Source organism: Serratia sp. SA088 (assembly GCF_049065515.1).
Lineage (GTDB): Bacteria > Pseudomonadota > Gammaproteobacteria > Enterobacterales > Enterobacteriaceae > Serratia > Serratia nematodiphila.
The window spans coordinates 351,359-365,118 of record NZ_JBAKGW010000003.1; the positions used below are offsets into that span (position 1 = coordinate 351,359).

The 13,760-nt window shown below is 61.7% G+C and carries 12 protein-coding genes; 6 read left to right on the forward strand and 6 right to left on the reverse strand.

All coding sequences use genetic code 11. The features are described 5' to 3' along the window. Position 1: 1 nt before the first annotated feature. Positions 2-685: a YtjB family periplasmic protein gene (locus tag ACOWVD_RS10450; RefSeq protein ID WP_049241950.1), complete on the reverse strand. Its 684-nt coding sequence runs from the start codon at positions 683-685 to the stop codon at positions 2-4. 110 nt (positions 686-795) lie between these two features. On the opposite strand from ACOWVD_RS10450, the gene serB reads away from it, so the two are divergent. From serB to ACOWVD_RS10470, 4 genes are all read left to right on the forward strand, one after another. Continuing rightward, positions 796-1,773, forward strand: a complete 978-nt coding sequence (serB, locus tag ACOWVD_RS10455; protein ID WP_004933052.1) for a phosphoserine phosphatase — start codon at positions 796-798, stop codon at positions 1,771-1,773. A 19-nt stretch (positions 1,774-1,792) separates the two neighbouring features. Continuing rightward, on the forward strand, positions 1,793-3,178 hold the full coding sequence (radA, locus tag ACOWVD_RS10460; protein ID WP_015376595.1) for a DNA repair protein RadA: 1,386 nt from the start codon (positions 1,793-1,795) through the stop codon (positions 3,176-3,178). A gap of 58 nt (positions 3,179-3,236) precedes the next feature. Further along, entirely contained in the window at positions 3,237-4,511 is a 1,275-nt protein-coding gene (gene nadR, locus ACOWVD_RS10465) for a multifunctional transcriptional regulator/nicotinamide-nucleotide adenylyltransferase/ribosylnicotinamide kinase NadR (protein WP_015376596.1), read from the forward strand. Positions 4,512-4,644: 133 nt separating this feature from the next. Beyond that, positions 4,645-6,078 carry a glycosyltransferase family 39 protein gene (locus tag ACOWVD_RS10470; RefSeq protein WP_033631746.1) on the forward strand — a complete coding sequence of 478 codons (1,434 nt, stop codon included), beginning with the start codon at positions 4,645-4,647 and terminating at the stop codon, positions 6,076-6,078. A 31-nt stretch (positions 6,079-6,109) separates the two neighbouring features. Here the strand turns inward: ACOWVD_RS10470 and ACOWVD_RS10475 are convergent, their stop codons facing one another. Continuing rightward, the gene (locus ACOWVD_RS10475; protein WP_049241954.1) at positions 6,110-7,111 is read right to left on the reverse strand and encodes a zinc-binding alcohol dehydrogenase family protein; all 1,002 of its coding nucleotides are present in this window, start codon (positions 7,109-7,111) and stop codon (positions 6,110-6,112) included. Positions 7,112-7,208: 97 nt separating this feature from the next. Here ACOWVD_RS10475 and ACOWVD_RS10480 point away from each other — a divergent pair, with 97 nt between their 5' ends. Then, on the forward strand, positions 7,209-8,120 hold the full coding sequence (locus ACOWVD_RS10480) for a LysR family transcriptional regulator (RefSeq protein ID WP_015376599.1): 912 nt from the start codon (positions 7,209-7,211) through the stop codon (positions 8,118-8,120). A 107-nt stretch (positions 8,121-8,227) separates the two neighbouring features. Further along, a complete protein-coding gene (locus ACOWVD_RS10485) occupies positions 8,228-9,133 on the forward strand; it encodes an AraC family transcriptional regulator (RefSeq protein ID WP_164095532.1) in 906 nt (301 codons plus the stop codon). A 40-nt stretch (positions 9,134-9,173) separates the two neighbouring features. Here the strand turns inward: ACOWVD_RS10485 and ettA are convergent, their stop codons facing one another. The 4 genes from ettA to ACOWVD_RS10505 all read right to left on the reverse strand — a co-directional run bounded on the left by ettA (position 9,174) and on the right by ACOWVD_RS10505 (position 13,375). Next, positions 9,174-10,841 (reverse strand): energy-dependent translational throttle protein EttA, encoded by a 1,668-nt coding sequence (gene ettA / locus ACOWVD_RS10490; protein WP_015376600.1) that lies wholly within the window; start codon positions 10,839-10,841, stop codon positions 9,174-9,176. Between the two features lie 142 nt (positions 10,842-10,983). Then, on the reverse strand, positions 10,984-11,481 hold the full coding sequence (locus ACOWVD_RS10495) for an OmpA family protein (protein WP_049241960.1): 498 nt from the start codon (positions 11,479-11,481) through the stop codon (positions 10,984-10,986). A 38-nt stretch (positions 11,482-11,519) separates the two neighbouring features. Then, positions 11,520-12,767: a diguanylate cyclase domain-containing protein gene (locus ACOWVD_RS10500; protein ID WP_049241962.1), complete on the reverse strand. Its 1,248-nt coding sequence runs from the start codon at positions 12,765-12,767 to the stop codon at positions 11,520-11,522. Beyond that, on the reverse strand, positions 12,764-13,375 hold the full coding sequence (locus ACOWVD_RS10505) for a YfiR family protein (RefSeq protein ID WP_049241963.1): 612 nt from the start codon (positions 13,373-13,375) through the stop codon (positions 12,764-12,766). Before ACOWVD_RS10505 ends, ACOWVD_RS10500 begins: the two co-directional genes overlap by 4 nt. Between the last annotated feature and the right edge of the window lie 385 nt (positions 13,376-13,760).

Genomic DNA, 13,760 nt, shown 5'->3' on the forward strand with positions numbered 1-13,760 from the left:
GTTACTTCTTCTTCGGCGCTTCCTGCTTTATCTCCGGCGCATCCTCTTCGTCGTCTTCCACCGTATTGCCTTCTTCCAGTGGCGTGTTGGCGGTCAACAGGTACGGCGACTGCTGCCAGCGGCTGCGGCGGTGCTGCAGCAGGGTGCGCGCCAGAATGATGCCGATCGCCAGCGCCAGCAGGATCATCAGGCGCAGCAGGTTGGTGGTGTTGTCCACCTGTTTGGATTCGGTCGCCAGCACGTGGGTGTCGAGGGTGATGCGGATAAAGCCGATCGGGCCGTCTTTGCCCTGAATGGATTCGACCAACTGGTGGTTGAAGTAGCTGCCGGCGCGTTTGCCGTCGAGCGACAGGCGATCGCGTATACTTATCTGCTCCCCGGCGTGAGAGACCAGCGTGCCGTCCAACTGATACACGCTGACGTCGAGAATGCGGCTGTGATCGGTGAGCTGCTTGAGGATGGCGTCGATGCGCGGGTTGTTGCCGTCGTCGTCCAGCAGCGGCGCCAGGCTGTAGGCGACCTGTTTGGTCAGCGTCTGCGCCAGCTCTTCCACCTGCTCGGATCGCGCCATTTGGTGACTCAGGCTAAAATAAGAGGCGCCCTGCATCAGCAGCACCAGCAAAGCCAGGCAAATCAGGATAATAGCGGTGCGGTGCAGGCGAAATTTCAGTTTAGCGCGAGCCATGCAGGTTCCTTGGGCATCGGGGACACTTTATGTTGCCAGAACCGCTGGCGATAGGATAGCTTGATGCGTCGTTTTATCATGCAGCGTTTTTGTCCATTCAGGAGTCAATGATGTCAAACAGTCTGACCTATTGCGATCTTCCGGCGGAGATCTCTCAATGGCCGGGTCTTCCCCTTTCGCTCAGCGGCGACGAAGTGATGCCGCTGGACTACCGGGCGGGCAATACCGGGTGGCTGTTATACGGCAGGAAGCTGGACAAGGCGCGCATTACCCAATTCCAACGCAAGCTGGGCGCGGCGATGGTGATCGTCACCGCCTGGGGCGTGGACGACTATCAGGTGGTGCGCCTGGCGGGCACCTTGACGCCGCGCGCCAAGCTGTTGGCGGCGGAGAGCGGGCTGGACGTGGCGCCGCTCGGCAAGATCCCGCACCTGCGCACGCCGGGGCTGCTGGTGATGGACATGGATTCGACGGCGATCGAGATCGAATGCATCGACGAGATCGCCAAATTGGCGGGCGTCGGCGAGCAGGTGGCGGAAGTCACCGAACGCGCGATGCGCGGCGAGCTGGACTTTACCGCCAGCCTGCGCCAGCGCGTCGGCACGCTGAAAGGGGCCGATGCCAACATCCTCAAGCAGGTGCGCGACGAGCTGCCGTTGATGCCGGGGCTGACCAGCCTGGTGGGCAAGCTGCAGGCGATGGGCTGGCATGTGGCGATCGCCTCCGGCGGCTTCACCTACTACGCCGAATACCTGCGCAACCGGCTGCGGCTGGTGGCGGCGGCGGCCAATGAGCTGGAGATCCGCGACGGCAAGCTGACCGGCGAAGTGCTGGGGCCGGTGGTGGACGCGCAGTTCAAAGCCGACACGCTGCTGCGGCTGGCGGAGAAGCTGGAGATCCCGCTGGCGCAAACCGTGGCCATCGGCGACGGCGCCAACGATTTGAAAATGATGCAGGCGGCGGGGTTGGGCATCGCCTACCACGCCAAGCCGAAAGTGTATGAAAAAGCGCAGGTATCGATCCGGCATGCGGATCTGATGGGCGTGCTGTGTATTCTCACCGGCAGCCTGAAACACGAAGTGCGATAACGAAAGATTGAGGTAAGACGTGGCAAAAGCGGCAAAACGGGCATTTGTGTGCAATGAGTGCGGGGCGGACTATCCGCGTTGGCAGGGGCAGTGCAGCGCCTGTCATGCCTGGAACACCATCACGGAAGTGCGTTTGGCCGCGTCGCCCGCAGCGGCGCGCAACGATCGCCTCAGCGGCTATGCCGGCGACGCCGGCGTCAGCAAGGTGCAGAAGCTGTCGGAAATCAGCCTGGAGGCGCTGCCGCGCTTCACCACCGGTTTTCTCGAGTTCGACCGCGTGCTGGGCGGCGGCGTGGTGCCCGGCAGCGCGATTCTGATCGGCGGCAACCCCGGCGCCGGCAAGAGCACCCTGTTGCTGCAGGTGCTGTGCAAACTGTCCGAACAGATGAAAACCCTGTACGTCACCGGTGAGGAGTCGCTGCAGCAGGTGGCGATGCGCGCTCACCGTCTGGGGTTGCCGACCGGCGGCCTGAACATGCTGTCGGAAACCAGCATCGAGCAGATCTGCCTGATCGCCGAGCAGGAACAGCCGAAGCTGATGGTGATCGACTCGATTCAGGTGATGCACATGGCGGACATTCAGTCTTCGCCGGGCAGCGTGGCGCAGGTGCGGGAAACCGCCGCCTACCTGACGCGCTTCGCCAAGACGCGCGGCGTGGCGATCGTGATGGTCGGCCACGTCACCAAAGACGGCTCGCTGGCCGGGCCAAAAGTGCTGGAACACTGTATCGACTGTTCGGTGCTGCTGGACGGCGACGCCGATTCCCGCTTCCGTACCCTGCGCAGCCACAAGAACCGCTTCGGCGCGGTCAACGAGCTGGGGGTGTTCGCCATGACCGAACAGGGTCTGCGCGAAGTCAGCAACCCGTCGGCGATCTTCCTCAGCCGCGGCGATGAAGTCACTTCCGGCAGCTCGGTGATGGTGGTGTGGGAAGGCACCAGGCCGCTGCTGGTGGAGATCCAGGCGCTGGTGGATCACTCGATGATGTCCAACCCGCGCCGCGTGGCGGTGGGCCTGGAGCAGAACCGGTTGGCGATCCTGCTGGCGGTGCTGCACCGGCACGGCGGGCTGCAGATGTCGGATCAGGACGTGTTCGTCAACGTGGTCGGCGGGGTGAAAGTCAGTGAGACCAGCGCCGATCTGGCGTTGCTGATGTCGCTGGTCTCGAGCCTGCGCGATCGGCCGCTGCCGAACGATCTGGTGGTGTTCGGCGAAGTGGGGCTGGCGGGGGAAATTCGCCCGGTGCCGAGCGGCCAGGAGCGGATCGCCGAAGCGGCCAAGCACGGCTTCAAGCGCGCCATCGTGCCGCACGGCAATATGCCGAAGAAGCCGCCGGCCAACATGCAGGTGTTCGGGGTCAAGAAGCTGGCGGACGCGCTGGACGTGCTGGAAGAGTTTTATTAATGTCGCCGACGGCGAGCAAGATATGCTATTTTGTTTAGCATACTAAACGGAGGTGGCCATGCCGCAATTTGATTACCTGAAGACGTCCATCAAGCAAAAAGGCTGCACGTTGCAGCAGGTGGCGGATGCCAGCGGCATGACCAAGGGCTATCTGAGCCAGCTGTTGAACGACAAGATCAAAAGCCCGAGCGCGCAAAAGCTCGAAGCGCTGCACCGTTTTCTCGGGCTGGAGTTCCCGCGTAAAGAGGTTAAAGTCGGCGTGGTGTTTGGTAAATTTTACCCGCTGCACACCGGCCATATCTACCTGATCCAGCGCGCCTGCAGCCAGGTGGATGAGCTGCACGTCATTTTGTGCCACGACGAGCCGCGCGACCGCGAACTGTTCGAGAACAGTTCGATGTCGCAACAGCCGACGGTCAGCGATCGCCTGCGCTGGCTGCTGCAGACCTTCAAGTACCAGAAAAACATCCATATCCACTCGTTCGACGAGCAGGGCATCGAGCCCTACCCGCACGGCTGGAACGTGTGGAGCGACGGCATGAAGGCCTTTATGGAACAGAAAGGCATCGTGCCGAGCTTTATCTATTCCAGCGAAGCGCAGGATGCGCCGCGTTACCGCGAGCATCTGGGCATCGAAACCATTCTGGTCGACCCCGAGCGTTCGTTCATGAACATCAGCGGCAATCAGATCCGCCAGGATCCGTTCCGCTACTGGGATTACATCCCGACCGAGGTGAAGCCGTTCTTCGTGCGCACCGTGGCGATCCTCGGCGGCGAGTCGAGCGGCAAATCGACGCTGGTCAACAAGCTGGCCAACATCTTCAACACCACCAGCGCCTGGGAATATGGCCGCGATTACGTGTTCTCGCACCTGGGCGGCGACGAGATGGCGCTGCAGTACTCCGACTACGACAAAATTGCCCTCGGGCAGGCGCAATACGTGGATTTCGCGGTCAAGTACGCCAACAAGGTGGCATTTATCGATACCGATTTCGTCACCACCCAGGCGTTTTGCAAAAAGTATGAGGGGCGTGAACACCCCTTCGTGCAGGCGCTGATCGACGAATACCGTTTCGATCTGGTGATCCTGCTGGAAAACAACACGCCGTGGGTGGCGGACGGCCTGCGCAGCCTGGGCAGTACCGCCGATCGGCTGGCGTTCCAGCGCCTGCTGGAGGAGATGCTGCGCGCCAACAATATCGAGTATGTGCACGTTGAGTCCAGCGATTACGAAGAGCGCTTCCTGCGCTGCGTCGAGCTGGTGCAACAGCTGCTGGCGGCGGACGCCGGCCGGTTGGCGAACGCGCCCGCCCAGCATCACGCCGCAGGCTGAGCAAAATTAGCGTAATGTGCGATCGCGCGGCAGAAACGGCCGCCCGGGCGCACATTTAACGGCTTGTTTAAACATGGTTCATTCGACAGCGACTACGTTAAGCTTTTCTTTACAATAACGCTTAGAAGAAGACATGTCTTATCGCTTGCTCGCTCTTTGGTTGGTCTGCTATGCCGCAGCCTGGACGCTGCTGACTGTTCATCTCGATCCTACCCTGCCTTACGACGCCGTCGAGGCGCTCAACTGGGGCCTCAACGGCGAATGGGGCTCACCGAAAAACCCGTGGCTGGTCGGGGCGGCGATGCAGCCGGCGATCGGGTTCTCGTGGCTGCCGCTGAACCTGTACTGGTATGGCGGGCACTTCATCGCCATCGCCATCGGCATGTTGGGCGTCTGGCTGTTGGCGCGCCGGCTGAGCGGCAGCACCTCGCTGGCCTGGATGGCGCTGTTGACGCTCAACCTGTCCGGCATCATCAATTTCGACATCATTCCCTACAACGACAATTACCTGTTGGTGATGCTGTGGCCGTGGATGGCGCTGTTTTTCCACCTGGCTATTTCGCGTTCGGCCAACTGGTGGCCGGCCTTCGCGCTGACGGCCGGTTTGGCGATGATGGCGAAGTACTCGACCTTCGCCTTCGTCTATTTCGCTGCGCTGTCGACGCTGTTCGTACCGCAGATCCGCCGCTGTTATCGCCAGCCGCAGTTCTATCTGGCGGTGGCGATCTGGTTGGCGCTGGTGTTGCCGAACGTGTTCTGGTTGTGGAACCACGATTTCGCCGCCTTCAAGTGGGTGGATTCGCAGATCAAGATGCAGCTCAATCTCGACATGCTGCAGTCGCTGCTGCTGGTGTTCTATCCGTCGCTGGTGCTGTGGGGGATCCTGCGGCGCAGCGGGGCGGTGCTGGCCTGGCCATCGGCATTGCCGATGCGGGTGTTGCTGTGGGTCTACCTGTTGCCGCTCGGCATCATTACCTTCTGGTTCTCTTTCAACGTCGGCGGCCGGCTGACCGAATGGCTGCAGCCGTTCTTCATGCTGGCGCCTGCGCTGTTGGTCGGTTGCGTGCGCCAGCCGCCGGTGCGTTCGCTGCGCGCGGCGACCATTGGTCTGATGTGCGCGGCGCTGGCGGTCTACCTGGGGTATGCCGCGGTGATGCTGGGCAACGTGCGCAACGCCGGCCAGAAAATGGTGGGTATCAAGACGTTCAGCGCCGAGGTGGAGCGGCAGTGGCAGGAGCGGTATGGCGTTGAACTGCGCTACGTCGGCGGCGAATACCTGTCGCAGTGGATGACGGTGTACGCCGGTTCCCGGCCGCGAACCATTACGCGTTGGTCCAATCATACGCGGCCGAATATCTACAACGTCAACATCAGCTATCCGCAGATTGCGCAGCACGGCGTTGCCCTGTTCGGGCGGTTGGGTGAGGACTGCGCGCGCAGCGACTTCGGCGGCGAGTTGGCCCACTGGCCGAAGATGCGCCTCGATTGGCAGCAGACGCTGACGTTCCGCGCCGATCCGCATAGCGACGAGCAGACGCTGTGCGTCGGCTTCGTTCGTCCGCAGTAACGGCGGCGCGCTGCGCCGCCGCGATTCAGGCTCAGTAAGCGATAACCAGCTTGCCTTGCATATGGCCGCCGAGCAGCTGTTGATGCGCGGCGGTCAGCGTGTCTACCGACAGCCCGTGCAGGGTTTCGCTCAGCGTGGTGCTCAGCTTGCCCTCGTCCAGCAGCTGCGCCACCTGCTGCAGGATCTTGCCCTGCTGCGCGATGTCCGGGGTGGTGAACATGCTGCGGGTGAACATGAATTCCCAGTGCAGCGCGGCGCTTTTCAGCTTCAGCGCGTTTTGATCCAACGGCTGCGCGTTTTCGACGATGGTGCAGATATGGCCGAGCGGCGCGATCAGTTCGGCCATCGCCGACCAGTGGCCGTCGGTATCGTTCAGACACAGGATGTAATCCACCTGCTCGATGCCCTGCTGCGCCAGGTTGCCCTTCAGATCGCGGTAGTCCACCACCAGATCGGCGCCGCGCTCAAGGCACCAGGCGGCGGATTCCGGTCTTGATGCGGTGGCGATCACTTTCACCTTGCTGCGCAGCGTGGCCAGCGGAATGGCCAGCGAACCGACCCCGCCGGCGCCGCCGATGATCAGCAGCGTCTTGTGCTCCGGCGCGTCCTGAATGTTCAGGTGTTCGAACAGCGCCTCCCAGGCGGTGAGGGCGGTGAGCGGCATGGCGGCGGACTCGGCCCAGTTCAGGCTGCGCGGCTTGTGCGCGGCGATGCGTGAGTCGATCAGTTGGTGACTGCTGTTGCTGCCGGGGCGGGTGATGTCGCCGGCGTACCACACTTCATCGCCGGGCTTGAAGCCGCTGACGCCGTTGCCCACGTCCACCACGACGCCGCTGGCGTCCCAGCCGAGAATGCGCGGCTGCTGCAGGCCGTTTTTCTGCAGACCGGCGTGCACTTTGGTGTCCACCGGGTTGACCGACGCCGCTTTCACTTCCACCAGCAGATCGTACTGGCCGGGCACCGGCATCTCCGGTGAGATTTCGATGAAATCGGCGGGGTTCTGCGGGTCTACGGCAATGGCTTTTATCGACATGATTGTACTCCTTTCAAATGATGCCCCCAGTGTAGACCCGCGACAGTGGGGTGATAAGATGGACAATATCTAACGGAGTGTTCGTTTAAGGTGAACAATGGAATTCAAACAACTGCAGGACATGGCGTTGTTCGCGCTGGTGGCGGAGTGCGGCAGTTTTACCGCCGCCGCGCAGCGCGTTGGGTTGCCGAAATCCAGCGTCAGCCAGCGCATCAGCCAGCTCGAGCAGACGCTGGGGCTACGGCTGCTCAATCGCACCACGCGCCAGCTGAACCTGACCTTCGCCGGTGAGCGTTATCTGGAACATTGTCAGGTCATGATGTCTGCTGCCGAACGTGCCGATCTGGCATTGCAGCGGCTGCGCGATAACCCGAGCGGCCGCCTGCGCATCTCGACGCCCGCCGGGCTGGGCGCGACCCTGGTGGCGCGGCTGGCAGCGGATTTTCAGCGCCAGTACCCGGACGTTTCGCTGGAGGTGTCGGTGTCCGACGCCATGGTGGATCTGGTGCAGGAAGGTTTCGACGCCGCGCTGCGCACCGGCAAGCCGCAGGACTCTTCGCTGATCGGTCGCCGTCTCGGGTATGCGCCGCGCTATCTGTTGGCCGCACCGTCCTATTTGGCGCAGCACCCGCCGATCGAACATCCGCAACAGCTGCAGCAGCATCGCTGCATCGCCCACCGCGCCTGGACGGCCTGGAACCTGCGCTGCGGCGATGACTACTACCGTTGGCAGCTGCCGCTGGCGCACACCACCGACAACCTGCTGTATGCGCGCGAATGCGCCATCGCCGGCGCGGGGATCACGCTGCTGCCGGCGTTTCTCAGCCGCGAGGTGGTGGCGCAGAAACTGCTGGTGGAGGTGCTGCCGGCGTGGCGCGCAGAAGGGAATGAGCTATATCTGGTCTACCCGAGTCGCAAGCTGAATTCCGCGGCACTGGCCTGCTTCATCGATGTGGTGCTGCAGCATCCGGCGTTCGACGACTATGCGCGCGAGCTGGCGCGGGAGTAAGCCTGGCAGATGACGCAGACGCCTAATTTCTGTCGCCATCGTCCCAAAGCCTTCGGCCGGCGCATCGCGCGGGTTATGCTCTTGAAAGATCCTTACGGGGAGGGGATATGGATCCTTTATCGGAAGTGCTTGCGCCATTGAACAGCCAGAATGCGTTTTTCGGCGGCCTGAAGGCCGGCGGCGACTGGGCCGTTCATTTTCCCGCTCCGCAAGGCGGGAAGTTCAACGCGGTGGTGCGCGGCGGCTGTTGGCTGGCGGCGGAAGGGCTGGCCGAACCGCTGTGGCTGGCGGCCGGCGACTGTTTATTGCTGACTCGCAGCCTGCCGCTGACCGTCGGCAGCGACTTGTCACTGCCGGCGCTCGACGCCGACGCGCTCTATCTGCAGGCGAAAAACGGCATGGCGAGCTGCGGCGAGGGGGAAACGTGCCTGTTTATCGGCGGCCGCTTTAGCTTCGGCGAAGAAGTGGAACGGCTGTTTGGCAGCCTGCCCGCGCTGATGGTGATCCGCGGGGGCACGGAAGAGGCGGCCGTGTTGCAATGGGCGTTGCAACGGCTGGCGGATGAGCTGGTTAGGCCTTCGCCGGGCAGTACGTTGATGACGCATCATCTGGGGCAAATCATGTTGACCCAGGCGCTGCGGATTTACCTGATGGGGGAGGAGAGTGCGGCGTCGGGTTGGCTGCCCGCCTTGTTCGATCCGCGCATCGGTGCTGCGATGCAGGCGGTGCACGCCGATCCCGCCCGGCGCTGGACGGTGGCGGCGTTGGCCGACGCGGCGAGCGTTTCCCGTTCGACGTTGGCGCTGCGCTTCAAGCAGAAAGCCGGCATGGCGCCGCTTGAGTACGTGTCGCGCTGGCGCATGTTGCTGGCGGCGCGGGCGCTGCGTACCGGCGGTGAACCGGTATCTGCCATCGCTCAGCGTTTGGGGTATGAGTCCGATAGCGCGTTCAGCCATGCGTTCAAACGCGTGATGGCGTGTTCACCGCGCGACTATCGCCGGGCGCGGGCATAAAGCGGGCATAAAAAAGGCGCCGCATGCGGCGCCTTGGGTATTACTTGGCGATCTTTTTGTACTTGATGCGGTGCGGTTCGAGCGCGTCGGCGCCCAGCGTACGCTTCTTGTACTCTTCGTACTCGGTGAAGTTGCCTTCGAAGAATTCCACCTTGCCCTCGTCCTGGTAGTCCAGGATGTGGGTGGCGATACGGTCGAGGAACCAACGGTCGTGCGAGATAACCATGGCGCAGCCAGGGAATTCCAGCAGGGCGTTTTCCAGCGCGCGCAGGGTTTCGATATCCAGGTCGTTGGTCGGTTCATCGAGCAGCAGTACGTTGCCGCCAACCTGCAGCAGCTTGGCCAGATGCAGACGGCCACGCTCACCGCCGGACAGCTCGCCCACGCGTTTGCCCTGATCGACGCCCTTGAAGTTGAAGCGGCCGACATAGGCGCGGCTTGGCATCTCGGTGTTGCCGATGCGCATGATGTCCTGCCCGCCGGAGACTTCTTCCCACACGGTTTTCGAACCGTCCATGTTGTCGCGGAACTGATCGACGGACGCCAGCTTGACGGTGTCGCCCAGCACGATGCTGCCTGAATCAGGCTGCTCCTGGCCGGACATCATGCGGAACAGCGTGGATTTACCCGCGCCGTTCGGGCCGATGATGCCTACGATCGCGCCTTTTGGCACCGAGAACGACAGGTCGTCGATCAACAGGCGGTCGCCATAGGACTTACGCAGGTTGCTGACTTCGACCACTTTATCGCCCAGGCGTGCGCCAGGCGGAATGAACAGTTCGTTGGTTTCGTTACGTTTCTGGTATTCGGTGTTGTTCAGCTCTTCAAAGCGGGCCAGGCGGGCCTTGCCTTTGGACTGACGGCCTTTGGCGCCCTGACGCACCCACTCCAGCTCTTTCTCGATCGACTTGCGACGAGCGGCTTCGGCGGACGCTTCCTGTGCCAGACGCGCGTCTTTCTGCTCCAGCCAGGAGGAGTAGTTGCCTTCCCATGGAATGCCTTCACCGCGGTCAAGTTCGAGGATCCAGCCGGCCACGTTATCCAGGAAGTAACGGTCGTGGGTGATCGCTACCACGGTGCCTTCGAAATCGTGCAGGAAGCGTTCCAGCCAGGCCACGGACTCGGCGTCCAGGTGGTTGGTCGGTTCGTCCAGCAGCAGCATGTCCGGCTTTTCCAGCAGCAGGCGGCACAGCGCGACGCGGCGGCGTTCACCACCGGACAGGTGGGCGATTTTGGCGTCCCAGTCCGGCAGGCGCAGCGCATCGGCGGCGCGTTCCAGCTGGGCGTTGAGGTTGTGACCGTCGTGCGCCTGAATGATCTCTTCCAGGCGACCCTGTTCGGCGGCCAGCTTGTCGAAGTCTGCGCCTTCTTCCGCGTACAGCGCGTACACTTCGTCCAGGCGTTTCAGCGCGCCGACCACTTCCGCCAGCGCTTCTTCCACCGACTCACGCACGGTGTGTTCGAGGTTAAGCTGCGGCTCCTGCGGCAGGTAACCGATCTTGATGCCCGGTTGCGGGCGCGCTTCCCCTTCGATATCGGTATCGATGCCGGCCATGATGCGCAGCAGGGTAGACTTACCGGCGCCGTTCAGACCCAGCACGCCGATTTTGGCCCCAGGGAAGAAGCTCAGGGAGATGTTTTTCAAAATATGACGCTTCGGCGGTACCACCTTGCCGACGCGGTGCATGGTATAGACGTATTGAGCCACGTTGCTCTAAGCCTCTCTATATCAGTATTTATAGGATGTCTGGCGGCATGAGTGTAGCCCGTTTCGATCTCGGATCCCAGACATCGCTCAGCGATCGCTAAGTATAACCGTTTATGCGCCGGTAAAGGCGCATATTGGTGGCTTATGGCGTGACGACGATCGCGACGCGGCGGTTTTCCGCGCGGCCGCTGGAGGTGCGGTTATCGGCAACGGGATCGCGTTTGCCCATGCCGCGGGTTTCGATATTGGCGCGCGGAATGCCGACATTGGCCAGCAGATCGGCCACCGCATCGGCGCGGCGCAGGGAGAGCTGGTCGTTGTAACTGTCTTCACCGTAGTTGTCGGTATGGCCGTCCAGGCGGAACTTGGTGATGCCGACGCTCAGCAGCGCACGACCCATCTTCTGCACCGTCTCGGTGCTTTCCGGGTTCAGCTTGCCGATATTGTTGCCGAACAGCACTTTATCCGACAGGCCGAACTCCCAGCCGTTATCGGTCAGTTTGAAGCCCTGCGATTGCAGCAGTGCGACCTGCTCGGGCGTCAGGCCCTGCGGTTTGCTCTGGCAGCCGGCGAGCGTCAGCAGCGCGACGAACACCGCCGTCAGCAGTGAAAAACGACCTTTAAACAGTTGCTGTATCATAGTCAAAATCCCTAGTTCAAGTGTTATAGCCGGGGCTCTTATTTATGTATAGCCAGCCGCCAGCCTCCGTTATAACGATGCTTTGCTTGATACATTGCATCGTCAGCTTCGTGCAAAAGACCCTGAGGCGTCGACGCGTGATCAGGGTACAGCGCAATACCGATACTCAGAGAGGTCACGACCGCCTCGTCGTTCGGCAAAATGACCGGTTGCGTCATGCAATCAATGATATTGTCGGCGATCTGCAAGACATCTTCCGTGCTGTGTACCGGCGCCAGCAGCACGGCGAATTCATCCCCTCCCAGACGCGCGACCAGATCGGTCTCGCGCAGTTGTGCGCGAATGCGCCCGGCAATGGTAGTCAGCACCGCATCGCCTGCGGCATGGCCGTAACTGTCGTTCACCTCCTTGAAACGATCGCCGTCGATAAACAGCACCGCCAATTTCGCCGGCGATTCGACATCGCCCAGCGCCCGGCTCAGCCGCCCTTCGAAGAAGGCGCGGTTCGGCAAACCGGTCAGACTGTCGTGCGTAGCCCGGTGAGCCAGCGAGTCGTTCTCCTGCTTCAGATGGGCCTGCCAGGCCTCCAGCTCGTCGAGCAAGCCGTTGAAATCGTTGCTGAGCTCATGCAGCTCGGCGATAGGCGCCGACGGCACCCGCAGGCCGAAGGTGCGATCGCGGCGCACCGCATGCGCCACATTGGCGATGTCGTCCAGCGAACAGACGATGCCGACCAGCATGCGGCGCGACAGCACCAGGGCGCACAGGGTGCTGAGCACCAGGCAGGCGATCATGCCGACCATGCCGCGCAACAGGAAACGCAGCAGGCTGCCGCCGTTGCCGCTCAGCCAGACCTGGCCGACCTGCTTGCCTTCGTGGATGATAGGCAGAATGACCGGCTCAGGCAGAGCCCAGTGTGCGACGATCTGCTCCAGGCCGTGCAGCGGTCCATCGGTGGGATGGCGCCAGTTGGCCAGCATTTTGCCGTTGTTGTCGAGGATCCGCGCGTCCGATACCTCTTCGTTGGAGGCGATCAGCATCAGCGCCTCGCGCGCGGCAGTGCGGTCTTCAAACACCACGGCGGCCTCGACGGTATAGCTGATGGAGCGCGCGATCAGGTGCAGGTTGTGATTGGCATAGGCGCGCAGCGCAAACAGCGCCACCAGCGTCAAAAAGATGCCGGCGGTGCCGACGGCGATCAACGCCAGCCCAAGATGCACTCGCTGCAGCACTCGGCCCAGCGTCGGGCGCGCATTGCCGGAGCGGTTTCTACGCAACAGCCTCATAGCGGCGGCGCCTGTTTGCGTGCCAGCTGCAGCACGTTGGGATGAACGCGCACGCCGCTGCGCGCCAGAGCGTCCAGGTTGACCTTGAAACTGGTCTGATCCCCATCGAACTGCAGGCAAAATGCGCTGCCGGCGGAGCATTCACTGTCGTTCTCGCTGATGCTGAGAATGGCGTTGCCGGAAATGCGCTGCATGAAATTTTGACGTTGCGCGGCGGTGATGCTTCCTAAATAAATGACGTCGCAACTGCTCCCCAGCGTTGGGCTATCGAGCGGCACGCGCTCGGTTTTGATCGGCCGCGGCGCACTGAGCAGGATCGGATCGAACAGGCCCTCGGCATAGCGGGTCGATGCGGTCACGCACAAGCGGATCGGATTGGGTTCATGCGGCCAACGGGCGTAGCTGATGATGCCGACCACCACGGTGGTTACGGCGTGGGCTCGCTGTTGAGAGGGCGCATCGTCGGCGCGCGCCTGCGCAGGCAGCGCCAGCAATATCGACAAAATGAACAGCAGCAGACGGCCAATATTCAGACGAGCGACAAGGAAGCCCGGCGCGGGGCTTGTTGCGCAACTCGTCAATATCGAGGCATCATTCGCCATTTTCACCCGCCACTCCTGCCTAATCCACCACCCGCAGGCCGTGGCCTGACAAGGAAAAATCCAGCCGCTTGAAGGAATAATCGTTTTGCTGAACGCTGTCAGTCACACTGTCTAATGAACACTATCTAAGCCATAATTGGCGCGGATTGTAATATAAGATGCCTTTGTTGAGTGCTGAGTATTCTGATTTCTCAGAATTCTCTTACATCATTTTGACAGTATAAAAACGCAAGGCGGGGTTTGCCACCGCTTTTCGACAGCGTTGGCGTGTTGAGCGGGCAGTAAGGCATTCTGCGCACCGCCAGACGGGGTTTTGGAATGTTCTGTAATAGAGCGGCTAATAATTCAATGATACTTCCTTGCGGAATAATTATTATGGCAGCTAATAAAA

Excerpts from the sequence above, each read along its gene's own strand:
- ACOWVD_RS10500 (WP_049241962.1), bottom strand. The coding sequence starts at position 12,767 with ATGAGGCTGTTGCGTAGAAACCGCTCCGGCAATGCGCGCCCGACGCTG.
- ACOWVD_RS10480 (WP_015376599.1), top strand. The coding sequence starts at position 7,209 with ATGGAATTCAAACAACTGCAGGACATGGCGTTGTTCGCGCTGGTGGCG.
- ACOWVD_RS10470 (WP_033631746.1), top strand. The coding sequence starts at position 4,645 with ATGTCTTATCGCTTGCTCGCTCTTTGGTTGGTCTGCTATGCCGCAGCC.
- ACOWVD_RS10495 (WP_049241960.1), bottom strand. The coding sequence starts at position 11,481 with ATGATACAGCAACTGTTTAAAGGTCGTTTTTCACTGCTGACGGCGGTG.
- ACOWVD_RS10475 (WP_049241954.1), bottom strand. The coding sequence starts at position 7,111 with ATGTCGATAAAAGCCATTGCCGTAGACCCGCAGAACCCCGCCGATTTC.
- ACOWVD_RS10485 (WP_164095532.1), top strand. The coding sequence starts at position 8,228 with ATGGATCCTTTATCGGAAGTGCTTGCGCCATTGAACAGCCAGAATGCG.
- ACOWVD_RS10450 (WP_049241950.1), bottom strand. The coding sequence starts at position 685 with ATGGCTCGCGCTAAACTGAAATTTCGCCTGCACCGCACCGCTATTATC.
- serB (WP_004933052.1), top strand. The coding sequence starts at position 796 with ATGTCAAACAGTCTGACCTATTGCGATCTTCCGGCGGAGATCTCTCAA.
- nadR (WP_015376596.1), top strand. The coding sequence starts at position 3,237 with ATGCCGCAATTTGATTACCTGAAGACGTCCATCAAGCAAAAAGGCTGC.